Source organism: Persicobacter psychrovividus (assembly GCF_036492425.1).
GTDB classification, from domain to species: Bacteria; Bacteroidota; Bacteroidia; order Cytophagales; family Cyclobacteriaceae; genus Persicobacter; species Persicobacter psychrovividus.
The window spans coordinates 522,066-546,156 of the sequence record NZ_AP025293.1 but is presented as its reverse complement, the minus strand read 5'-3'; the positions used below and the strand labels follow the sequence as shown (position 1 = coordinate 546,156).

Here is a 24,091-nt window from a genome sequence, read left to right as displayed (position 1 = left end):
ATTTTTAATGATTTTTTTCATGGTTATGGAGATTTCATTGAAAGGCTATTTCAGTTATCGATAACCCTTTCGGGATGGTTAATTTTTTAAACATGCAGTTAATTTTTAAGAAAAAAGATCAATGGATTGCTGTTTTGGGTGATAGTAAGCACTATATATAGTATTGCTACCAATGTCGTTATTTGCATTCCTTTGCATTTTCGTATTACAATTAATTAGAGAAACATGTGTAATAAATATTTGTACTCCATCAGAAAAATGGCCCTCCTGATTTTAGGAGGTGTACTTTTTTCCTGTCAGTCGGCTGAAGAATCGACGCCCCTGTCTTTGACCTTCAAAAATGAAAACGCCACCGAGCTCGCGCAGGTGGTAACCATGCCCCGCGCTGAAGTATTGAAGAAATTAGGTGATATCCCTGCAGGAACCTTGCCCGTGTTGTTTGACGGGGAGCAGGCGATTCCCGTTCAGTTTGATGACCTTGATCAGGATGGTCAATGGGATGAGTTTTCAGTCTGGGCTTTTGTGGGCGCTGAACAGGAAAAAACCTATGCGGTGAAATTCATGAAAAATGATGAGCTGCCCGCTTTCAAAGCGTTTACAGATGTGCATTTTGGCGTGAAGCCATCGAAAGAAGAAGGCGTGCGTCCTGTATTGAAGGCGACGATCAAAAAGGATGAATTGCCATGGGATGCAGATTTTTACCCTTATCAGGCGGATGGCCCGATGTGGGAGAATGATCAGATAGGTTTCCGTCAGTATTTTGATGGAAGAAACTGTAAAGATGTTTTCGGCAAACGGACGGCAGATTTATCGCTGCATAAAATTGGCTTTGATGCCAAAGGGAACCCTGAAGATAATTACCACGTGCTCGCAGATTGGGGCCGTGACATTATGCAAGTGGGCAGTTCACTTGGTGCGGGCTCATTGGCTATGGAAGTGGATGGCAAGATGTATCGCTTGGGTACCAAAATCAACGCCAAGCGCAATAATGTGGATTCCACCAAGTTTACCATGATTAACCGTGGCCCTATCCGAGGAATTTTCAAATTGGATTATTTCGGATGGGATGTTGCCGGGGAGAAAATCAACGTCAGTGAAATTATTTATATTAATCGTGGCGAGCACTGTTACCGATCTACTGTTACCGCCTCAGGTTTTGAAGGAGAACGCACCTTGATTTCAGGGATGGTTCACCTGAACAACGATTTCCCGGTGACAAAGCAGTTGGTTAACGGCAAGGAAGTGTTGATGTCGCATGATAAGCAGACTTACAACAAAGAATTTTACATGGGGCTGGCTTTGGTTGTGGATGCAAAGCAACTGAAGGCGGTGGAGTTGGCGCCGGCAAAAGGCGATGGCATTACGAGTACTTATTGTGCCAAAACCAATGTTAAAGCTGGGCAAGCCTATCACACACAGTTCTTTGCCACTTGGGGGATGCAGGATGAGCGTTTCAGAAAGGCTGATTATTTTCAGCAGTTTGTCGTTGGTGCTGTGGGCGTAAAACCAATAGTGTTAATTTAAAAGCGATTATTTTAGAAATTAGAAAGGGGCTTTTTAAGCCTCTTTTTTTTGGTATAATATTATTAAAGCAATTAAATAGTTGTAAAAAAATTTAATTTAATATTAATCTTTTCGTGCTGTAATCTTGGTTGGTCTTGCTCAAATTTTAGAAAACGGGCTGTCTACTTGGTGATGAGTGCAATTTTACCGCTTATTTTTGAAGGAATTCAAATTTCCCGAATCAGGATAGATTATTTTAATAATCATCAGTTTGGATTAGTAGATTGTAAAAAGTAGTGAATTTGTGCGTGTATTATTTAAATAATTACAAAAATCAACTTTTTAATAGTGAAAAGTATAATTCGCCGGAATCCTTTATTTGTTAAATTTTGTACAAGCCCCAACAAGGTGATTCGGTAATTATACTATTTCTATTTGGCTTTAGTATTTCGAGGGATTATGTGCTAAATTAAACTATCGTTTATCGATAATAGTGCATTAATTTGTAATCATTTTTTAATATATAATGACGAATCTATCGGATATAGAACTTTTACAGAAAATCAGAAACGGTGAAGATTATTACTTTAACTTATTGTTCAGGAAGTATTACTCTAAGTTGTATTATTTTGCGATTGAATTCGTTAAAGACGAATTTGAGGTGGAATCTATTGTACAGAATGCTTTTATTAAGGTTTGGGAAAAGCGCCATGATTTAAACGATAACTCCAATCTTAATGCCTATCTGCATACCATCGTAAAGAACGCCTGCCTGAAGTACCTTAATCAGCAAGCCAAACACCGTAGTGTGCCACTTGAGGAAGAAGCGGTACAGCGGGAAATTTATGCATTATCTCAGTTTGAATCTGAAAAATTGAGCATAGGAGAAATTACAGAAAAAATCACCACTGTACTCTCTTCTTTAAGCCCAAGATGTAAAGAAATTTTCTTGAAAAGTAAGCGGGATAATTTAAAAAATAAGGAGATTGCTGAAGACCTCAACATCTCCATTAAAAGTGTGGAGGCTAATATCACAAGAGCCAAAAAATCAATCAAGTCGCAAATTGTCCAAAAGTTGGCATTGCTGTTATTCTTGATTGATCAAATGGCTGATTTTTTATTTTAAGTTTATTTTTCTACGATTACCGTCAAGCCACAAGCACCATGGGCACCGACCACCAACGACTGTTCTATATCCGCAGTTTTGGAAGGCCCGGAAACAAATACGCCGTAACCGAGCGCCTGTGGTTCAATGGTTTGATAGGCTTCATGCATATTGTATACAATATTGTCGACTTTAACCACAATCACCAGCTGCTCGACAATGGCAATTCCTACCCGCTGGGGCAGGGCATCTTCGCCGATCCAAACCGCCCCATTTTCTGCCACGCCAAGCGGTGCCTTATATATGGCTACCGTTAGTTCGGCAAGCTCTTCAGTCGTGGCATCCTGTAGTGGTTTTGAGTCATGAAAAGCCGAGTAGTAGTGCTTCTGCCCAGTAACCTTCCCATTGATTACCGCATAGGTGTGCGCTTCATTTTCGGTACAGAGTACCCGCGCGCCAGCTTTTTCCGCCATGGCCACAAAAGTACTGATGGTTTCACCTTCAGGGTATTTGAAGCGGGGAATAACAGGCAATGGGGCCTCTTCCAACTGGATGGATTGAATACGGTCGATGATTGCTGCTTTATGACTCATGTTGTTCGTTGTTTTTGTACCATTCCAAGAAGCTTTCTTTGGGTGCCTCAGGTAAATCCCGCTGCTTTCCCCAAACATTCAGCGGGTTGTTAATCAGGGCATCCGGTAAAATGCGCAGGGAAGTTCTGGCAATTTTCCCAAAACCATGAAAGGCCTTGGGCTTGGCCATTAACGTTCCCGTCCACTGATTAATCTTCCGTTTGGTCTTGTTGAGTGATTGTTCCTTTCCAATAATTTGTCGCCATTCATATAATTGGGTATGGATATCGATTTTTACAGGACATACATTGCTGCATGAACCGCAAAGTGTAGAAGCGAAAGGCAGGCTGCTGTATTTTTTTAAATCTTTTCCTGGTGATAATATAGAACCGATAGGGCCAGGAATGATATGTTCATAGCTGTGGCCGCCACTGCGTCGGTAGATAGGGCAGGTATTCATGCAGGCACCACAGCGGATACAGTTCAGCGATGCCCGAAACTTAGGGCGGTTGAGTTGTTCTGTACGTTTATTGTCCACTAAAATCAGGTGCATTTGCTGCCCCTTGCGCGGCCGATGGAAATGCGAGCTGTAAGTGGTAATGGCCTGTCCGGTGGCGCTACGGGCAAGCAGCCGCAGAAATACGCCAAGGTGTTCCATTTTAGGAATCAGTTTTTCAATGCCCATACAGGCAATATGAATCGGTGCGATATTGGTTCCCATATCCACATTGCCTTCATTGGTACAGACCACAAACCCACCGGTCTCCGCCACGGCAAAATTCACGCCTGTAATGGCTGCTTCTGCCTTCATGAACTTTTCACGGAGGTGTTTCCGGGCTGCTTTTGTCAGGTAATCCGGGTCATTATTCCCCTTTTCCGTCTGTAGTTTTTCATGGAACAGCGCACTGACTTCCTCTTTCTTTTTATGGATGGCAGGCAGCACAATATGGCTGGGGTGCTCTCCTGCAAGCTGTACAATACGCTCTCCAAGGTCGGTATCGATAATGCTTACTCCCTGAGCCTCGAGGTGGTGGTTCAGTCCACATTCTTCGGTCAGCATCGACTTACTTTTAACCACCTGTGTGGCCTTTGCTTCCTTCAGAATGGAAGCTACAATTTGATTATGCGCCTCGGCGTCCTCTGCCCAATGAACTTTAATGCCATTGGCCGAAGCTTTGGCTTCAAATTCCAGCAGGTAGTGGTCGAGCTTCGAGAGGGTGTGCTTTTTGATCTGCGAAGCAAGGCTCCTTAATTCTTCCCATTCGGGAATGCTTGCCGCAGAGACATCGCGCTTCTCACGCACATGCCACAGGGCTTTATCGTGCCAACTGACGCGCTCGGCATCTTTATTAAAGATGGCGGCATTTTTTGGGTGATCAATAACTTGCGACATGCTGTGCTTGTTTTTTGTGAAGGTGAACAGACTCAAACAAAATCTCGGCAAGGTGCTTCACCTTTACCGGCAGCTTTTCCCGCTTGATAATCCCTTCGAGGTGCATCATGCAGGACATATCCCCGGAGGTGATGATTTCAGCGCCAGAAGAGATATAATCCTGAAGGCGGTCACGGCCCATACGCACTGAAATTGCTTCCTCGGAAACGGCAAAAGTTCCACCGAAGCCACAACATTCGTCGGCTCTGTTCGGGGTGATCATCTGGATGCCCTCCACTTTTTTGAGCAGTTCAAGCTGCAGGTTATCGGCGGGGGTCATTGATTCCGAGCATTGCCCGAGCCCCATTCCTCTGAGTCCATGGCAGCTTTTGTGCAGGACCACTTTGGCCTGCGATTGGCCCTCGTATTGGTCGATGAGTTTGAAGCGGTGCATAAATTCGGTAAAGTCCAAAAAGCGGTGCGCAATGGCTTTGTCTTCAGGGGAAAGGTAGTCTTTTTCGCCCATCTCCCGAATATGCATAATGCAGCTTGCGGAAGGAGCGACGATATATTCACAGTCAGCAAAAAGGGAAAATTGATGCTGAAGGGTTTTAACGGATTCACATTCAAAGCCTGAGTTGGCCATCGGTTGGCCGCAGCAGGTTTGTTGCAATGGCACACTGACCTGCATTCCGAAGTGTTGGAGTAATCTGAAGGTGGCCTTGCCTACCTGTGGATAAAATTGGTCCACGTAGCAAGGGATAAATAATCCTACTTTCATAAATAAAGGGATTTCGGTTTGGTGCCGATAGCACATACGACACTAAAAAATGAACATAACAAGAAGGGAATATTTATTGGGGAAGTAAATTCATAAAATGGGATTCTTTTTGCATAAAATGATTTTTATTGCTTAAATATTGGTGTAACTTCTTATTGTTTTCGTTGGGCTCACGGCGAAGCGTACTTATGACTTTTTATTTTTAGGAGCAATGGAAGATTTTTTCAAATATTTATTACCAAGTGCTGACGATGAGCGGCTCGGAATATTCATTTCCAGTGTTGGGCATGGAACGGTGGCACCGGAGATGGTTTACCCGGATCCGCAGCACCCTTTGGGCTATTATTTTTCCTGGGAAAAGGGGCGGAAACTAACGGAGTATCAGGTATTGTATATTGCCCGTGGCAGTGGGGTGCTTGAGATTGAAGACCGCACGATAAATGTTACTGAGGGCGGGGTAATGGTCATTCCACCAAATATTTGGCACCGTTATCGTCCGGATAAATCCGTCGGTTGGGAGGAGTATTTTGTGGGTTTCAGTGGAGAATTTGCTTCGCGATTTTTGGCGCATTCAATACTGGAAGATCAGTTTTATTTTAACTCAGGAACTTCCTTTACATTACAGCATTTGCTCGATAGTTTGATGGACATCGCGAAGATGGAATCGGTGGCTTTTCAGCAGATTGCCAGTGGCCTTTTAATGCAGTTTGTCGGACACTTAATAAAGCGGGAGCGCAAGAAAACCGGTGACTTTGACCGTACCAAACGGATTGTAGATCAGGCCAAAATATTTATACAAAGTGACCAGTATGAGGAGGAGGATTTGAAAGGTTTCTGTAAGGAGCGGGGCATGTCTTATTCCTTTTTCCGAAAGCTGTTCAAAGACTACACGGGCTTTTCGCCACATCAGTATTACCTGAATTTTAAGATTCTGAAAGCCAAGGAGATGTTGCTGAGCACGGATTATCAGGTGAAGGAGGTCGCTTATCAGTTGGGCTTTTCCTCCATTTATTATTTTTCCCGCCTGTTTAAATCTAAAACAGGGGTGAGTCCGAAGGCTTTTAAAGGGTGATTAATGGCGGTCAGCGGTGAACAAACGTGAACTGAAAGATTGAAACTTCAAAAAATCCTTTTGATCCCATTCCTTTGTGGACTAAAAAATACAAGCAGAAATTCGGTCGCTGCGGTAGTTCAAGCCGTCAGCAAGCCGTTGTAAATAACGCTTTTAAGTCCGCCTGTTGGAAATGCTTTTTTGCATTTTTTGATGGTGTTTATAGTGTATATAAAGGTCGGAGGTAGATTTCAATGGAATGAAACCTGAAGTCATGCTGATCATTTCGCCTCGATCCATAATTTTCAATAAAAAAGGCGGTTCCTTATTAAAAGAACCGCCTTTCATTATTTTTTGAGGGTTTATCTCACAAAGGCATTGGCCATTCCGCCATCTACATTTACAATGCTTCCAGTGCTTTTATCCAAAACAGCCACCAAAGCAAAAACGCCATTGGCAATATCCTGAGGAAGAATAATTTCATTCATCAGGTTACGCTTAGCATAGTGTGCAGGCAGGTCTTCGACTTTAATGCCGTAAGCTTTGGCACGGCCTTCAGCCCACTTGCCTTCCCAGATTTTACTTCCGACGATTACGCCGTCAGGATTTACAGTATTGACACGGATTTTTTCTCCGCCCAATTCCGCAGCTAACAGTCGGGTCATGTGTTGCTGAGCTGCTTTTGCAGTTCCGTAAGCCACATTATTAGGTCCGGAAACCAATCCGTTTTTCGAGGCGATATTGACAATATTACCACCGAGGTTTTGCTTTCTCAGCACTTCAACACCAACTTGTGCCATCAGGAACTGTCCCTTTACCAAAACGTCCTGAAGGATATCCCAGTCTTTTTGTGTTGTTTCCGCCAACGGCTTACTGATCGCCAGACCTGCTGAATGAACAATGATGTCCACCCCGCCAAATTCCAGACAGGCAGCATCAAATGCTTCGCGGATAGAAGCCTCATCAGTAACATTACAAAGCGCGCTGGTAGCGACATCCTTTTTGTAAGTTGCTACGGCAGTGGCCAGGTTATCTTCAGAAATATCTGTGATCACGACATTGGCACCTTCTGCGGCTAATTTATCCGCAATAGCTTTTCCAATACCGCCCGCAGCACCCGTAATCAGGGCTACTTTGCGTGATAATGGCTGCTCTTTTGGCATACGCTGAAGCTTTGCTTCTTCCAATAGCCAGTACTCAATATCAAAAGCCTCCTGACGCGGCAATGAAGTGTAGCTTGAGATTGCCTCAGCACCTTTCATTACGTTGATGGCATTGATGTAAAATTCCGAAGCCACACGAGCGGTCTGTTTGTTTTTTGCAAAACTGAACATCCCCACACCAGGGTAAAGGATAATGACCGGGTTGGCATCACGGATCGCCGGGCTGTTATCGTGCTTGCAGTTTTCATAATAGGCGGTGTACTCCTCACGGTACTGCTCAAAAGCAGGCGTTAATTTTTCTACCAGTCCTTTGCCATCCAAATTTTCTTCAGGCTTCAGGGTCAATACCAAAGGCTGAATTTTTGTACGCAAGAAGTGATCCGGACAAGAAGTACCCATAGGGGCAAGCTTGTCGATATCTTTACTGTTGATGAATTCCAGTACGCGCTCATCATCTGTAAAATGACCGATCATAGGCTGCTCGCTTGAACATAACCCACGCAATACCGGGGCAATTTTTGCGGCCTGTGCCTGACGGTTTGCAGGATCAAGGCTTGTGATGCACTGCCCACCAAAAACAGGGCCTTTTTTGCCCACATGCTCTTCAATATACGCCGAAGCGGCTTCAATCACCTCCAAAGAGTTGATGTATGATTCGTAAGAAGTATCTCCCCAGGTGAATACCCCGTGGCTACCCAATACAATACCACGGATGTTTGGATTTTTCTCCAGGCACTGCTCTAACTGCAATCCTAAATCGAAACCAGGACGTTGCCAAGGCACCCATCCCATGGTGTCTCCCCAGATTTCTTTAGTGATCGCTTCGCTGTCTTCAGCAGCGGCAATGGCAATCAGGGCATCAGGGTGGAGGTGGTCAATATGCTTAAATGGCAATAAACCATGCAAAGGAGTATCAATAGAAGGGGCACGGCTGTCGAGGTCAAAAATACAGTGGTTAAACAAGGCCACCATTTCATCTTCGTGCTCAATACCACGATATACTTTTTTCAGGTCGCGAAGGCGGTCAGTGTACAATCCTGCGATTCCCTGACGCGTCAGTGTTCCGATGTCGCCACCTGAACCCTTCACCCACATTACTTCCACTTCTTCACCTGTCAAAGGATCTTTTTCGATCGTTTTACAGCTTGTGTTTCCGCCACCGTAATTGGTGATGCGTAGGTCAGCACCTAATATATTTGAACGATATAAAAATAATTCGACTTCGTTGCCTTCCATCGATGCTGCTTTAGCATCATCCCAAAGGTAATCAACGTGCTTAAAAGTTTTAACACTCATGGTTTATGTTGGTTTTAGTGATTGGTTTCTGCATCTAAGTTTGAAATAAGTAGAGGGATTGTAAAGGCACAAAATGACATCATCTTTGCACTTTTTGATTTGAGAGATCGTAAAAGCCGATATTGTTTGATATAGCATCGGTAACCCACATCCTCGCATGCGAATGTGGGACTCCTATGGAGGTTTTTTTCCTTTAGTTTTATGATTTAACAGTCTTTTTGGTAAATGAATAGAGAAAGTGTCGGTTCTTAGCTTTTTCCGAAGAGCTGTTTATCAGTCCACTACCCGTGGCTTGTTAGGGGTTAACCTTTTGGGGTGTGGAATATTTTTGTCATTATTTTGTACAATATGGCAGTTCATTTGAATGGATTTGAAAAGACATTTATATCACCATGATTAAATTTTTTTCTTCGATTTTTCCTCCATCGCAACAATTAGGAGAAGAGTGATTATTAATTTAAATACCTTGAAAGTGTACTGCCGAAAGGTAGGTTTAGAAAAACATCAAACTCAATTTTTTTAATATGTTCAAACATTCTATTTACTTATTTTTTATGCTCACCCTTCTCGGGATTTCCTGTCAGAAGCCCCAAAAAGAAACGGTAGTTGAGCAGGCCAAAGTGGATTACGGGCAGATGGTCAACCCATTTATTGGAACCTCCAATGAGGGCAATACGCATCCGGGGGCAATGTCGCCTTGGGGGATGACTGCCGCCGCACCACACAACAAAGATTTCAGGAGCCGCACCGACAATCCGGCGATTTACGAGTATGGGAATCCATTTATTTACAGCTTCGCTTCTGTCAACCTTTCAGGGATTGGCTGCCCAGTGGCGGGGAGTATTCCGATCCGTGTTTCGAGGGGAGATTTCAACTGGTCGGTGGACAGCTTCAAGAGCAGCTACGATCAGGAAAAGACTTATCCTGGGTATTACGGGGTTCAGCTGATTGACCATCGTGTGGAGGCAGAAATGACGGTAACCACCCGAACCACCCGATTTAAATTTACGGCTGCTGATGATTCCGAGCCACTCAACATATTTCTCGATTTGGGTAGTAACCTTAGCCATATCAAAACTGGGGAAGCGAAGAAGCTGGCCGGTCAAACCATTGTGGGCTACCAGGTTGATGGCGAATTTTGTGGCGTAAATAAGCAGACCAAGATTTTTTACGCCTTGCAGGTTGAAGGACAGCCTTCATCTTTGCAGTTGGTGGAAGAAGCACAAGCTGTGGATAAAGAAATGGTGGAGGGCGCCAAAGCTGGGGCTTTATTTACTTTTGATCCTAAGCAGGACAAGGAAGTGGAAGTGAAGATTGGTATCTCGTTTGTGTCTGCGGAAAATGCTTTGGCAAACCTGAAAGCGGAGCAGAAGGCGCTGGCTTTTGAGGACATTAAGGCAGCAGTTGGAGAACAATGGAACAAAATGCTTGGCCGAATTGATATCGAGGGTGGGGCTGTTAATGACAGAACCGTGTTTTACACGGCGCTTTACCATTCCATTTTATTGCCACAGGTGATTAATGACGTCAATGGTGATTACCCTGATCGTGAGGTGAACAAGGTCGGTAATACCGAGGGCAAGTACACCCGTTACAGCACTTATTCGCTATGGGACACTTACCGGACAGTGCATCCTTTACTGGCTTTGGTGTACCCTGAGGAACAACGTGACATGACGATCTCACTGGTGGAAATGTACAAGGCCTGGGGCTGGATTCCTAAGTGGGAATTGTTTGGCTACGACACCTACTGTATGGTGGGCGATCCGGCTTTGCCTGTCATCGCCGATACGTATATGAAAGGAATTACGGATTTTGATGTTGAGACAGCACTTGAGGGGATGGTTAAATCAGCCACTACCCGCGAGAACAACCCTATTCGCCCAGGAATTAAATATTACCTTGATTTGGGCTATTTGCCAATGGATGACCGTGGGGGCGACCGGAAGGATTTCAGCTTTACCAATGGTATCGTATGGGGACCGGTTTCTACGACCCTGGAATATAACTTTTCTGATTTTGGGATTGCGCAGGTGGCTAAAGCCCTGGGGAAAGAGGAGCTCTATCAGCAGTTCTATAAGCAAAGCCATTCGTTTGTTAATTTATATGACCGTGAGACCACCTTCTTCCGGCCTAAAAATAAAGATGGCAGTTGGCTGACGCCCTATAATCCGCTGGATCGTTTTTGGGATGTGCGCTGGAAAAAAAGTGGCGGACCAGGTTATGTAGAGGGGAATGCCTGGCAGTATGCATTTTTTGTGCCGCATGCTATGGATACCTTGCAGCAGATTATGGGTGAAGAGGTTTTCGCCAGTAAGCTTCATCAAATGTTCAGTGAAAAGCATTTTGATATGACCAACGAGCCAGACATTACCTTTCCTTTCCTTTTCAATTACATCAATGGGCAGGAGCGCAGTACTCAACAATATGTACGCGAAGTGGCGGAGAAAAATTTCTTCAATGCGCACAATGGAATCCCAGGTAATGATGATGCCGGAACATTGAGTGCCTGGTTGGTATTTGCTGATTTGGGAATTTTCCCTGATGCACCGGGTATTCCGACCTATCAATTATCTACCCCTAAATTTAAGAAGGCGACGATCAAATTGCCTGATTATGTATATGGAGGAAAAACGCTGGTGATAGAAAAATCCGCAGAAGTGGGTCGATATTTCAACCGTGTGGAATTTGCCGATGGTACTCCTGTAGATGGCTATAGTGTTGATCATCAGGCGTTGCTGAAGGGTGGCGGTTTGAAGTATGAGAAGCGGTCGAGCCTGTAAGTGCGCATTGAAGTTTACAATTCCTGACAAATATAGGAATGCATGCAGTAGTGATGAAGCGAGGTCTTGAGCACATCGTTTCCTTATTATTGAAAATGTGATGCGTTAAAAAATATCATCTTTTTTAGTATTTAGAGGGGGCCTTCGGGTCCCTTTTTTTATCTTAAAATATTTATCCTTAGAGATTTAGTGTTAAATTTTCAAAATATCGATCTTCTTATTTGTTTGAATAAATAAAAACTACACTTTTAATGCAAAAATCATAATTTGGGTAAGGGTCATCAAAATGATTCAATTGATTGCTCCGTTTTTATAATTGGATAGAAACGGGGCAGACACATGGTCTATATTTTTTCATACCAATTTACTAACCCAAAATAAACACGTATGAAAAAATCATTATTATTGTGTATCGCCACCTTGTTGTGGGGGTATGCGCAAGCGCAATGGCAGCCGATTAATCCCGGTGCTGGAGGGCAGGTGCAGGATGTTGTCTGTGACCCCAACCAGTCTGGTCGCTTATTTTTGGCCTCGGACATGGAAGGGATTTATGAGAGTACAGATCATGGAGAATCCTGGCACCCCAAAGGCCATCTTATCCATAACAGGGTATATGCGGTAGCGATTGCCAAGGGCAACTCCAATAAAGTGGTGGTGGGTACCTTATATGGTATCGAAGTTTCAAATGATGGTGGGGAACATTTTACTTTGGTCAACGATTCCAAGCGTGCCTCTTTTGGTGCCGTAGCGATTCACCCAACCAACTCCAATATCATTATTGCGGCACACGGCTGGCGTGATGATTATGATTTTATCGGTCATTTTAGCTTTGCCGAAAAAGGGAAAGGTGAAATTTTCCGTTCTACCAACGGCGGGCAGTCGTGGTCAAAAATCACCTACGACTCCAACACCGGCACCGACAGGAATGTCTATTCTGTACAGTTTGATCCGAATAACCCTTCCACCGTTTATCTCGGTGGTGCCAAGGGAGTGTTTAAAAGTACCAATAGTGGGCAGTCGTGGTCAAAAATCAATGGACCTTCAGGAACACAGAAAAACAGAGGTATTAGCATCAGCCCCAACGGGCAAACCATTTATGCCTGCTACTCAACAAGTGGGAATAATGGACATGTTTATGCCAGTGCCACCAACAGTATTTCATGGAAAAACCTGACCAGTGGAGTAGGTGCTTTGGACTATTGGTATCCGGAGGTGAATGAACGATCTACCGGAAACAATCACAGTGTTATTGTGAGTTTGCAGGCGGGCCGACAGGGGCTATACAAGGCAAATGTTAACTGGAGTGGATCCAACTATACCAATAACCAGTGGAATATTATTTGGCAGGGAACGAGTGGATATGATAATGGCTGGGACAATGCCCCACCAAATCCACGTTTTGTTCATTTTACACCGGCAAGCTGGCCGGAAGCCATCTGGTCAACGACCAACCAAACCATTTTTCAGGGCATTAACCAGTCAGGTGGTTATCAGTGGAACAATAAATATTGTACCCCAAACTACAATTTCCAGGTGTATCACTGGGGGGCACCGTGGCCTACTTACAGCGGGCGTGGCACCGAAAGTACTTATACCTATGATATTGCGGTTCATGAAAATTATGTTATTCAGGGGCAGGCCGATAATGGCCTGATGGAAAGCTGGGATAATGGGGTGTCGTGGTCGAATGTTCGGCACCGTGTGGATGGTAACCTGTCGGATGTGCAGGCCGTGGATATCGGGGAAGCCTATGGGGTGCCGACGGTGGTGGCACAGGCAACGCAGGGTTACGGCGGTTTCGCCGCAAGTGGTCAGCTTTATGTGAAGAAGCTCGAAACGCACTCGCCTTCAGATCAATGGCTGAAGATTGCCGGAGGAAATGATTTTCTTGGAGGATTACCCAATGGTGTTTTGCGCGATGTGGCCGTGGCACCGGCAAAACCGTCGAGGGTGTTTATGTTCTCTACAGGTTATGGCATGTATATGCTCGATGATTTGGGCTGGGGAATTAATGAGGTGGAAAATGGCCGGCAGGCATGGGTAACCAAAATCAGTAATGGTGTGGCAGATAATACCTCTTCGGTGAAGAAAATTGCGCCACACCCTACCAATCCTGATATTGTATTTTTCAATGCTACCGGAGGATCGCAGGGGGTGTACAAAGGCGTGAAAACCGGCAGTGGCAATGCTGACTGGACCTGGACAAAAATCTACAACGGCAGTGGCTGGGATGCGGAAATTAATTGCTGGGAACACAACGGAAAAGTGTACCTTTTCTATGGTGGGCAGAGTAATGAAAATGGAGGTGACGGCAGTAATTTCATCGGAGCAATCTCTACGGATGAAGGACAAAGCTGGCAGGTGGTTTTCAACAGGACACAGGCCATGAATATCAAAAACAACGATTGGTATAATACCGTGTCGAGCGATTACCGATTTACTTCAAAGGGTGGTTTTGTAGGCTTCGACAATCATATTATCTTTCCATATTACGATCACCGAATGCAGAAATCCTATGGCGTATTTTATGGTACAATTGCCGCAAATGGATCGGTGAGCTGGCAAGACTGGACAGGGGATTTACATTTCGCCGGGCTGACTTCCGCGATTGTGAAAGAGAATGAAGGAAAGCGCTATTTGTATGTCTCTACCGCAGGGGCAGGTGCTTGGCGACGCCCCATTGATGGGAGTACCACGCCGCCACCAACAAATGAAGCTCCTACGGTAGGGTGGCTTTCACCTGATAATAATTCAAGTTTCACTGAAGGGCAAACGGTTTCATTTAAAGCCTCTGCAACGGATGACCAATCGGGGGTAACGGTGCAGTATTTTGTTAATGGACAGTCGGTGAGCGGACAGGTCGGCAGTCCTTTTGAGTTCAGCTGGACCGCCAGTACAGCAGGCAGTTATCAGATAGGCGTCAAGGCGACCGATAACCAGGGCGCTACTTCGGCAACGGTCAACAGAAATATTACGGTGGTGTCTGGAGGCGATGATTGTAGCGCTTCGAATGTGCTGTCGAATGGCGAATTTAATCAAGGCCAAAGCGATTGGCAGTTTTATGTGAACAGCAATAATGGCGCAAATGCGAGCTGGCAAATAAACAGCGCTAATGGGCTTAGCGGTAACGCTGCCGATGTAAATATCAGTGGTGGAGGGAATGGTGATTCTGATATACAGCTTTATGCCAACCTCGGTGCTTTGCAATCTGGGGTAACCTATGAGGTGTTGTTCACGGCCAAAGCTTCGGCGGCCAAAACCATCCGATTGGGCGTATTGAGCAACGTTTCTCCCTGGGCAAATTTCTTGTCGGAGAACATCAATATCACCACTTCCGTGCAACAATATCAGGCGGAATTCACCATGTCTGAAAATCAGTCCAACACTCGGGTAGACTTCTTTATAGGAGGAAATACTTCGGATTTCTTTCTGGATAATGTGGTTTTTCGGGAGAAATGTCAGGACGCCCCTGCACCGAATCAGCCACCGACCATAAGCTTTGGTAATCCTCAGAATAATCATATAATTACAGAAGGGGAAGCGATCACATTTTCGGCTTCGGCCAATGATGATGAAGCGGTAACGAGGGTGGAATTTTATATTGATAATCAGCTGAAATCTACAGATACCAATGCGCCTTTCAGTTTTACAGATGATCAGTTTTCCGTGGGCGACCATCAGTGGAAGGCGATCGCTTTTGATGCAGAGGGCTTGTCGGCATCAACGGGCACACGCAACTTTACCGTGGAAGCGGCGGCCTGTGATATGCCGGAACTGATTACCAATGGCGATTTTAGTAATGGAAACAGCGATTGGACTTTTTATGAAAATACTGCCGTGGGTGCAGCAGGGAATTTCACGGTGGAAGGAAGCAGCGGCAGCAGTGGTGCTGGGGCAAAAGTGCAGGTTACGGCGGTGGGTGGAGGCGACTCCGACATTCAGCTGCATGGCAACTTACCCGATTTGGTTGCGGGAAGAACGTACACCCTTCGTTTTTTCGCCAGGACTTCCAATCAAAGTGGTTTCCCTGTGCGATTGGCCATCATTAAAGGGGTTTCTCCCTGGCCAAATTATACGGTGGAAAACCCGGTGTTTTCAAGTAGTTTCCAGGAGTTTGTTTATGAATTTACCATGAATGAGAACAGCAGCCAGACCAGGCTTCACTTCTTCCTGGGCAATACGACTGGAACGGTTTATATCGACCAGATTTCTGTCAAAGAATCCTGTGGGGCTAATAATAGCCGACTATTTGTGGAAGCACCGCAAAAACCATCCCTGTATCCTAATCCAGTAAAAATGGGGGCGAGCTTCCGTGTTAATTTGCCAGAGGTAAGGCAGGCGATTTATACCATTTATGACCCTCAGGGCAGATTGGTAAAACAAGGAGCTCTAAGTGGTTCAGACCACCGAATAGAAACGGCAGGTCTGTCATCAGGTTTATTCATTCTTGTTGTACAGCATGATGAAGGACTCAAGAAATTTAAGTTGATGATTGAATAAACGCATAAAATCAATACCTAATTTTCACATTTTGATTTTTTGTGCAGCAGGATCAACAATGTAGGCTTAATGGCATAATTTGAAGGTCATTTTGTGCAAATAATCAGTGTGAAGGATGCACTATTAGCGCAGAGGATGCGCAGGGGTTTTGTAACTTACTGAGCATCTTCTGTTTTGTCATATTTATAAAAATGAAGGATAAAATAGTCTTAAATTTTTATTTGTTTAATTTTTTCAAGAATATTATTTGTGTTTTGTACAGTCATTCGCTAAATTAATATTAGACTTAACAACGCAACTTAATTATGACGGTAACTATTTTTTTGTGGGCTTTCCTCCAAAGCCTTCTGCTCGGTTTTGCCATTTTATTTGTTAAAAGGTCAAGCGTAAGCAAGTACCTTTCAGCCATATTTTTAGCGATGGCAGTGAATATTTTTGCACAATATCAATTCAGATATACCAATGTCAAATTTGATTTCCCTGAATTGTTAATCGTCGCAGATATCTTCGATTTTTTATTGCCTGCCCTGGTGATGCTTTATCTCGATAAAATTTTTGAAGCCAATAACGGCCGCAAACGATGGTGGTATTTTGCCCCTGCGGCAACGGTGGTGCTGGCGGGGATCGTTTTTATTTTAAGCCATCAGCCCTATTTTTTTGAAACATTCATTAACTCTTATTTCCACCTTTCCTTATTAGCGGGCATCGTTTTATGGCGCATATTTACTTTCATAAAAATCAGAAATCAATATCAGGAGCAATATACCAATACCGATGCTAAACAGCGGGATGAGTTGAAGTGGCCCAAAGTACTTGTGGGTTATATTGGCTTACTGCTCTATGTGTCTGTTGTGCAGTTTATTTTCCACGCTTTTATCGATGGGCACCTTGGTGCAGTGGTCACAGAGACATTAAGGCAACTTGCGGAAGTCAATTATGTGATCTGCTTGAGCAGTATTATTTTTGTAACGATTTATTTTGCGTTGAAATATCCAAAATTATTCTCCGTCAAGTTGGTACAGAAAAAAACGGATAAATCCGAGGACCGCCTCATGCAGCATTATTTGGAGAAAATGGAAGTACTGATTGCGGAGAAAAAAGTGTATCTGGAGTCTGATTTCAATGAAAAATTATTGGCAGAATTATTGGGAACACAAGCTTATGTTGTTTCTAAATTGGTCAATGAATACATTGGGAAATCATTTTCCGAGTATATTAATGAGAAAAGGGTCGCTGAGGCCAAGCATATTTTGGCAGCTGATACCCATAAACAACTAACCAACTTTGCGGTTGCTGTGGACAGTGGTTTCCGGTCGGAGTCCGTCTTTTACGTTAATTTTAAAAAGATCACAGGCATGACGCCAAGGCAGTATCGAAAATCATTACAAGCCAGTGCCGTAGCATAGCATTTTTTAGATGAATACATATTTTTTAGGGATTGATATTGGAGGTACCAAATGTGCCGTAGTGGCGGGTAACACCGATATGGAAATATTGGCCAAGCGCAAATTTCCGACCAACCACCGCTTAAAAGCGGAAGGAATTATTGCACAATTGCTGGAAGAAGCCAAATCAGTGGTGAAGTCACTGGCGGATCATCAGCTAACGGCCATTGGGATCAGTTGTGGAGGTCCCCTCGACAGTAAAACAGGTGTCATTATGTCGCCTCCCAACTTGCCCAGCTGGGATAATATCCCGATCACCGCTATATTTTCCGAAGCCCTCGGGGTGCCTGCTTTTTTGCAGAATGATGCCAATGCCTGCGCCTTGGCCGAATGGCAATTTGGTGCCGGAAAGGGAACCCAAAATATGATTTTTCTTACTTTTGGCACTGGTTTAGGCGCGGGGCTAATCCTGAATGGTCAATTGTATTCAGGAACAAATGACCTTGCCGGTGAGGTTGGGCACCTGCGCCTCGCAGATGATGGCCCTTTTGGTTTTGGGAAAAGAGGAAGCTTTGAAGGCTTCTGTAGTGGGGGAGGAATTGCTCAACTTGCAAAAACCATGGCCGAACAAGCCATTAAAGCGGGGAAAGCACCGTCCTTTTGTGAAAATCTCGATCAGCTCGAAGAGATTACCACGGCGCAAGTCGCCAAGGCTGCCTATGCAGGAGATCCCCTGGCCAAAGAAATTTTTGAATGTTCTGCCTATCAGTTGGGACGTGGATTGTCCTTTCTGATCGACATCCTTAACCCGGAAGTTATTGTGATTGGTAGTGTTTATGCCCGCGCAGAATCGTTGTTTGTCGAGCAATGTCAGCAAGTGATTGCTGAAGAAGCCATCCCAATGGCCAAAGCGGTTTGTAAAATTGTCCCTGCAAAATTAGGCGATGCCATCGGTGATCTCGCCTCCCTTTCCATTGCAATTACTGCCATGAAAAAGTAAGCCTGTTCAACTTCCCGATGAGCAAGCCAATGGCCTGTTTCAGGATAAAAAGTCCAAGCATCTTCTTCCATTTTTTAAGTAATAAAAATCGAAAGCACCTATTTTTAGCATAAGCCCCCCGCTTCAGTGGTGATGATTTAGGCGGGTAGGAGGCCGAAAAAGCCATTTTTATTATTCGAATCGGGCTTACAACACTCTCTCTTTCTCTGATTTCATAAAAAGAAAGTCTTTCATTTTATGATAACCCTATCTTTTCATTGAAAAAGGGGGGATCGTTCATCTTCCCGAAGGATTTTTTTAAATGTAAGCTGATGAATGTAATGTACAGGTTGAGTGGGCTGATGATGGCTCTTTTACTTTTTATTTCTCCACTTCGTGCGCAATGGGTATCTATTAACCCGGGTGCTGGTGGGCAGGTGCAGGATGTAGTTTGTGATCCCTCGCAAAAGGGGACGCTTTATTTGGCTTCCGATATGGAGGGCGTTTACAAAACCACCGACAACGGAAAACATTGGCACATGACGGGCAAGCTAGTGCATAACCGCGTGTATTCAGTAGCGGTTTCTCCGCAAAAAAGTGATCATCTTTTTGTAGGAACACTGAATGGTTTACAGACCTCCACAGATGGCGGTGAACACTATCAGTTCGTTCCGCAATCCTATTATAAAACGTATGGTGCCATTACCGTTAATCCCTTGAATCCACAGCAGATTGTGGCAGGATTCGGCTGGCGTGATGACTATGATTTTGTGCACTTTTTCGGGCAGAAGAAAGAGGGACAGCCTGAAATTTTAGTCTCGAATGACGGAGGTAAATCCTGGAATATTCAATATTTGGATCAGGCAGAACTATCCGATAAAAATATTTGGAATATCGTTTTCCACCCGCAGCGTCCGCAGGAATGTTATATCTCTACAGCTTCAGGTATTTATGTGTCCAAAGATGATCTGAAAACCTGGACACGCCTACCCTCACCGGATCCGTCTTTGGTAAACAGGGGTTTGTCTATCAGTCCGAATGGTAAAATTCTATATACTGTATTTGCCAACAATGATAAGAACGGATTCCCTTATGCGATGGCTTTAGCAGAAGGGAAATGGATGAAAATTGCCACGGGTCGCTCACTTGCATTGAAGGAATTACAATGGTGGTACCCGGAAGTTGATCCCCGATCCACGGGCGATGTCCATCAGCTGATTTTGAGCTTGGAAGGTAACCGCGACGGCTTGTTTGAGGGAACGATTGAATGGGATGGAAATGAGCTAAAAACTTACGATTACAATTTGATATGGCAGGGTACCGACGGCTATGATTTCGGTTGGGATATGGCCGACCCCAACCCACGCTATGTGCACTATACTCCTGCTTCCTGGGAGCGTGCAATATGGAGTACGACCAACGAGAACATGTTTGAGGGCGTTCGGATGAATGACGGCACCTATCAGTGGAACAATAAATATTGCGATCCGCATTATGAAAATATGGTCACTTTCAAGGGGAAAAAATACCCGACCTACAGTGGTCGCGGGACGGAAAGCACTTACACTTATGATATCGTCATTGATAAAAATTATGTGATTCAGGCACAGGGAGATAATGGGTTGATGGAGAGCTGGGATTATGGGAAGAGCTGGTCGAATTTGGCGCACCGTCAGGATAGTATGCTCAACCTCTCCGATGTGCAGGCGGTGGCTATTGCAGAAATTAACGGTCAGAAGGCAGTAGTGGCACAGGCCACTGGAGGCTATGGTGGCTTTGCTGTGGATGGTAAGCTTTATTATAAAATTCTAAATCATTATTCTCCACAGGATAAATGGCAATTTTTGGGCGGAGGTAAGGACCATGTACTTGGTTTGCCTGATGGGGTCTACCGGGAAATTAACGTGGACCCGCAGCATCCGGAACGTTTGTACGCCTTCAGCACAAATCATGGTATGTACCTGATTGATAATCTTTCCGAGGCGGTAAATAATCCAAACTACAAAGCGCAGAAAATCAGCAACGGGATTGTCGATAAAGTCCTGACAGCCAAAACAATTTCTGTAGATCCGAATGATGAAAATACACTTTATTTTACCGGTACCAGTGGCCTTGTTGGTGTTTATAAAGGGCAGAAAAAAGGCGATGAGTGGAAGTGGGAAAGAATTTATAAAGGGGGCAATTGGGAGTCGGAAGTATGCGCCTGGGGCCGTCAGGGGAGAACCATGCTGGTTTACGAGGGGCAGCCCTGCGACCTGAAGCAGCGTGGGTGTGATTTTGTGGTAGAGCTGTCTGAAGATGGAGGGGAAAACTGGAAAACCGTCTTTACCAAAGCACAGGCATTTGCTTTGCGGGCGGATAAAAATGATGCCTGGTATCCGGTCATTAAAGATGATATGGTGATCCAGAGTAAAGGAGGGTTGATGGCTTATGAAAATCGCCTGTTGGTAAATTTTTACAATCACCGTCACCAAAATGGCATTGGCCTGTTTATGGGGACCATTCATGACGACGGGACGATCGACTGGGAGGACATCAGTGGTGACTTGCATTACCTTGGGGTAACTTCCGGTCGGGTGTATCAGCGCGATGGGCAGGATTTTTACTATATCAGCACCCCGGGGGCGGGGGCATGGTATCGACCTCTGCCCAAACGGAAGTTGGCAGGGATGAAATAATTAGTGTTGCATAGTTTGCAATAAGGGATGGTTGGGGGATCATCCCTTTTTTTATGGGATGAGTGGTGTGCCGAGGCGTCATCAGTGCTCCTAAAATAAAAATCTATATCTGCCTTAATATCGTCTTGCGACCTTTTATCTGTGCTCACGGTGAAATTTATCAGGCTTTAACCATTTCAAGGCTGATTTTTGGTGTAATGCCTTTGGCCCACCTGCCTTTTATTTGTGCGGCTGCTCAACCTACTTCAGGGTCTTTTTGTCTGGCAGGCCACTGCTTTGGTGGAGGCTAAATGCCGCATAAATTTCTATTCTCTCCCAAAAATCACAAATCCTTAGATCATTGGCTGATGCTGTAACCTGTTGATTTTCAGCTTTTAAAATTTATCCTAAATTCCGAATACCCTCCGAAGCGCTCCTTTTATACGGTTTCATAAAATTATAGCCATTACAGAAGGCATTCCGCTAAGTTGCTATCAGATACAATGGCTCACCACTCCTTTTATTCAAGTGTATGGCTTGAATTCAGAGAAGCTCGGGCCGGGGATCAATATTTTTTTATTTGAAAAGCAAAGTGATATGAATTTCAATTACAAAGGTTCAATGCTGTTGTTAATGCTGTTTTTCTTCGGGACAGCACAAGCGCAATGGACGTCCATTAATCCGGGCGCGGGGGGGCAGGTGCAGGATGTCGTCTGTGACCCCAACCAGCGAGGCGTTTTATACCTTGCCTCGGACATGGAGGGGGTTTATAAAAGTACCGATAATGGTGAAAGTTGGTCCATGACGGGCCATTTGGTACATAATCGGGTGTATGCTGTGGCGGTAACCCCCACCAATAGCGAGCAAATTTATGTAGGGACGCTCAATGGGGTGCATTCCTCTTCTGATGGCGGTATCCATTATCAGTATCACGACATTTCCTTTGGGAAGTCGATCAGTGCCATCACGGTTAATCCTTCCAATCCGAAGCAGGTGATTGCGGGTGTTGGCTGGCGCGATGATTACAACTTTCTGAAATTCATCAAACAGAAAAAATCGGGGAGGCCTGAGGTTGTTTTTTCAAATGACGGCGGTGAGCATTGGGAGACGATGTTTATTGCTGATCAGGATATTACTGATCGTAATGTATTGAATATCAGTTTTAACCCCGTGAATAAGTCGGAGATTTTTGTTTCGACCTACGGGGGGATTTTCACCTCCAAAGATGCCGGAAAATCCTGGGAACAAATAGAATTGCCTTCCCATTGTATAGGCTCCAGGGGCGTGAGTATTTCTCCGGACGGTCAGCGGTTGTACGCAGTTCTTACCCATGAAGGCATTAACGGCTTGCCTTACGTCAGCCCCACTGCAAAAACGGATTGGCAAGTGATCCAGTCGGGCAATGGCATCGAGCTTACGGCCATGGATTATTGGTATCCTGAGGTAGATGAGCGCAGTTCAGCGCAGCAGGAACGGCTGATTTTAAGTTTGCAAAAAAGCAGAAAAGGTGCCTTTGAGGCCACTTTGAAATATGATCAGCAAAAGCTGAAAGATTACCAATGGGATTTGGTGTGGTCGGGGCTGAAAGGTTACGATACGGGCTGGGATTTTGCCGATCCAAACCCCCGATTCATTCATTATACCCCGAAAAGCTGGCCACGGGCGATCTGGTCCACCAGTAATCAGACAATTTTTGAAGGAGCGGATTGGAATGGTGGTTATCAGTGGAATAACAAATATTGTAAAGTTTCCTGGGAAACACCGGTAACGCATTATGGCCGACTTTTTCCTACCTATCAGGGGCGAGGGACGGAGAGCACTTACACTTATGATATTGCCGTAGATGAAAATTACGTCATTCAGGGGCAGGCAGACAATGGCCTGATGGAAAGCTGGGATGGCGGGAAGTCATGGTCAAATATGGCACACCGCACCGATTCGATAAATTATTCGGACGTACAGTCGGTTACGATTGCTCATGCCAACGGGACGCCGGTAGTTCTTGCTCAGGCAACTTCGGGCTATGGCGGACATGCCAAGGACGGCCGACTACTGTACAAAGTGCTTCAACACCACAGCCCTGAAGATGAGTGGAAATTATTGGCCGGAGGGCCCAATCACGAGCTGGGAATGCCTGATGGTATTTTTCGGGAAATTGCCGTGGACCCTACCGACAAGGAACGTGTTTTTGTGTTTTCGTACGGGCATGGTATTTACCTGATCGATAATCTTTCGGAGGCGATAAATAACCCGGATTATAAAGCGCAGAAAATCAGTAGCGGAGTAGTGGATAAAGTGGTGGCTACCAAAAGAATTGCCGTAGACCCCAACAACCCCAAGGTGATTTATTTTACAGGAACACGTGGTTATGAAGGGCTCTTTAAAGGAGAACTTAAAAAAGGAAAATGGCGATGGAACCGATTGTTCGATGGTGGCGGCTGGGATGCTGAAGTTGTGGCTTGGTCGCATCAGGGAAAAACCCATGTGTTGTATGGTGGGCGTTCCGCTGATAAAAAAGATGGCGATGATTATGTTTTCAAACTGATGGTAGAGGGTCAAAAGGGCTGGAAGCGCATCTTTGACAAGTCGGCAGCACTCGCTTTCCGAAAGGAAGAAAACAAGCATTGGTACCCGTACTCAGAAAAGGTATTTCTTTTTGAAACCAAAGGGGGACTGGCGGCTTACGATGATAAAATCATCATCAATATTTACAATCATCGACAGCAAAACAGTTACGGGATTTTTATCGGAACGCTTTCCGATCAGGGGGAAATTGCCTGGCAGGATTTCACCGGAGATATTCACTACCCCGGCCTTACGGGAAGTAAAATCGTCGATCGCCCAGCGGGTAAATATTGGTATGTAAGTACCGCCGGTGCCGGTGCCTGGTTTCGGAAGTTACCCACAGACACCATGCTGAGCAGTCACTAAATCACCGAAAAGA

General features: G+C 44.8%; 13 protein-coding genes. 9 read left to right on the top strand and 4 right to left on the bottom strand.

The window, feature by feature from the left end; all coding sequences use genetic code 11:
* Positions 1-225: 225 nt before the first annotated feature.
* Positions 226-1,524, top strand: coding sequence for a DUF4861 family protein (locus tag AABK40_RS15690; RefSeq protein WP_338398074.1), 1,299 nt, complete (start codon positions 226-228; stop codon positions 1,522-1,524).
* Positions 1,525-2,029: 505 nt separating this feature from the next.
* Positions 2,030-2,629 carry an RNA polymerase sigma-70 factor gene (locus AABK40_RS15685; protein WP_332921194.1) on the top strand — a complete coding sequence of 200 codons (600 nt, stop codon included), beginning with the start codon at positions 2,030-2,032 and terminating at the stop codon, positions 2,627-2,629.
* Between the two features lie 2 nt (positions 2,630-2,631).
* Here AABK40_RS15685 and AABK40_RS15680 read toward each other — a convergent pair whose 3' ends face one another.
* The 3 genes from AABK40_RS15680 to AABK40_RS15670 are packed head-to-tail and all read right to left on the bottom strand — an operon-like array spanning position 2,632 to position 5,333.
* Complete coding sequence (locus AABK40_RS15680; RefSeq protein ID WP_338398073.1) at positions 2,632-3,201, bottom strand: LutC/YkgG family protein; 570 nt, start codon at positions 3,199-3,201, stop codon at positions 2,632-2,634.
* Entirely contained in the window at positions 3,191-4,573 is a 1,383-nt protein-coding gene (locus AABK40_RS15675) for a lactate utilization protein B (protein WP_338398072.1), read from the bottom strand. The genes AABK40_RS15680 and AABK40_RS15675 overlap by 11 nt, the downstream gene beginning before the upstream one ends.
* Positions 4,557-5,333, bottom strand: a complete 777-nt coding sequence (locus AABK40_RS15670; protein ID WP_332921197.1) for a (Fe-S)-binding protein — start codon at positions 5,331-5,333, stop codon at positions 4,557-4,559. Before AABK40_RS15670 ends, AABK40_RS15675 begins: the two co-directional genes overlap by 17 nt.
* A gap of 211 nt (positions 5,334-5,544) precedes the next feature.
* Between AABK40_RS15670 and AABK40_RS15665 the strand changes: the two genes are divergently transcribed.
* Positions 5,545-6,405 carry a helix-turn-helix transcriptional regulator gene (locus AABK40_RS15665; protein WP_332921198.1) on the top strand — a complete coding sequence of 287 codons (861 nt, stop codon included), beginning with the start codon at positions 5,545-5,547 and terminating at the stop codon, positions 6,403-6,405.
* A gap of 341 nt (positions 6,406-6,746) precedes the next feature.
* Here AABK40_RS15665 and AABK40_RS15660 read toward each other — a convergent pair whose 3' ends face one another.
* Positions 6,747-8,843, bottom strand: coding sequence for a bifunctional aldolase/short-chain dehydrogenase (locus tag AABK40_RS15660; protein WP_338398071.1), 2,097 nt, complete (start codon positions 8,841-8,843; stop codon positions 6,747-6,749).
* Positions 8,844-9,397: 554 nt separating this feature from the next.
* Here AABK40_RS15660 and AABK40_RS15655 point away from each other — a divergent pair.
* The 6 genes from AABK40_RS15655 to AABK40_RS15630 all read left to right on the top strand — a co-directional run bounded on the left by AABK40_RS15655 (position 9,398) and on the right by AABK40_RS15630 (position 24,078).
* Entirely contained in the window at positions 9,398-11,626 is a 2,229-nt protein-coding gene (locus AABK40_RS15655) for a GH92 family glycosyl hydrolase (RefSeq protein WP_421953308.1), read from the top strand.
* Positions 11,627-12,013: 387 nt separating this feature from the next.
* Positions 12,014-16,126, top strand: a complete 4,113-nt coding sequence (locus AABK40_RS15650) for an Ig-like domain-containing protein (protein ID WP_338398594.1) — start codon at positions 12,014-12,016, stop codon at positions 16,124-16,126.
* Positions 16,127-16,431: 305 nt separating this feature from the next.
* Positions 16,432-17,532: an AraC family transcriptional regulator gene (locus AABK40_RS15645; protein WP_332921202.1), complete on the top strand. Its 1,101-nt coding sequence runs from the start codon at positions 16,432-16,434 to the stop codon at positions 17,530-17,532.
* Between the two features lie 10 nt (positions 17,533-17,542).
* Positions 17,543-18,511 (top strand): ROK family protein, encoded by a 969-nt coding sequence (locus tag AABK40_RS15640; protein ID WP_338398593.1) that lies wholly within the window; start codon positions 17,543-17,545, stop codon positions 18,509-18,511.
* A 311-nt stretch (positions 18,512-18,822) separates the two neighbouring features.
* Positions 18,823-21,168 (top strand): WD40/YVTN/BNR-like repeat-containing protein, encoded by a 2,346-nt coding sequence (locus AABK40_RS15635; protein ID WP_338398592.1) that lies wholly within the window; start codon positions 18,823-18,825, stop codon positions 21,166-21,168.
* Between the two features lie 576 nt (positions 21,169-21,744).
* On the top strand, positions 21,745-24,078 hold the full coding sequence (locus AABK40_RS15630) for a WD40/YVTN/BNR-like repeat-containing protein (protein ID WP_338398591.1): 2,334 nt from the start codon (positions 21,745-21,747) through the stop codon (positions 24,076-24,078).
* Positions 24,079-24,091: the final 13 nt, after the last annotated feature.

Bases quoted from the DNA above. Each gene is read 5' to 3' on its own strand.
- AABK40_RS15630 (WP_338398591.1), top strand. From the start codon at position 21,745: ATGAATTTCAATTACAAAGGTTCAATGCTGTTGTTAATGCTGTTTTTC.
- AABK40_RS15655 (WP_421953308.1), top strand. From the start codon at position 9,398: ATGCTCACCCTTCTCGGGATTTCCTGTCAGAAGCCCCAAAAAGAAACG.
- AABK40_RS15665 (WP_332921198.1), top strand. From the start codon at position 5,545: ATGGAAGATTTTTTCAAATATTTATTACCAAGTGCTGACGATGAGCGG.
- AABK40_RS15635 (WP_338398592.1), top strand. From the start codon at position 18,823: ATGAATGTAATGTACAGGTTGAGTGGGCTGATGATGGCTCTTTTACTT.
- AABK40_RS15690 (WP_338398074.1), top strand. From the start codon at position 226: ATGTGTAATAAATATTTGTACTCCATCAGAAAAATGGCCCTCCTGATT.
- AABK40_RS15680 (WP_338398073.1), bottom strand. From the start codon at position 3,201: ATGAGTCATAAAGCAGCAATCATCGACCGTATTCAATCCATCCAGTTG.
- AABK40_RS15670 (WP_332921197.1), bottom strand. From the start codon at position 5,333: ATGAAAGTAGGATTATTTATCCCTTGCTACGTGGACCAATTTTATCCA.
- AABK40_RS15650 (WP_338398594.1), top strand. From the start codon at position 12,014: ATGAAAAAATCATTATTATTGTGTATCGCCACCTTGTTGTGGGGGTAT.
- AABK40_RS15660 (WP_338398071.1), bottom strand. From the start codon at position 8,843: ATGAGTGTTAAAACTTTTAAGCACGTTGATTACCTTTGGGATGATGCT.
- AABK40_RS15645 (WP_332921202.1), top strand. From the start codon at position 16,432: ATGACGGTAACTATTTTTTTGTGGGCTTTCCTCCAAAGCCTTCTGCTC.
- AABK40_RS15640 (WP_338398593.1), top strand. From the start codon at position 17,543: ATGAATACATATTTTTTAGGGATTGATATTGGAGGTACCAAATGTGCC.
- AABK40_RS15675 (WP_338398072.1), bottom strand. From the start codon at position 4,573: ATGTCGCAAGTTATTGATCACCCAAAAAATGCCGCCATCTTTAATAAA.
- AABK40_RS15685 (WP_332921194.1), top strand. From the start codon at position 2,030: ATGACGAATCTATCGGATATAGAACTTTTACAGAAAATCAGAAACGGT.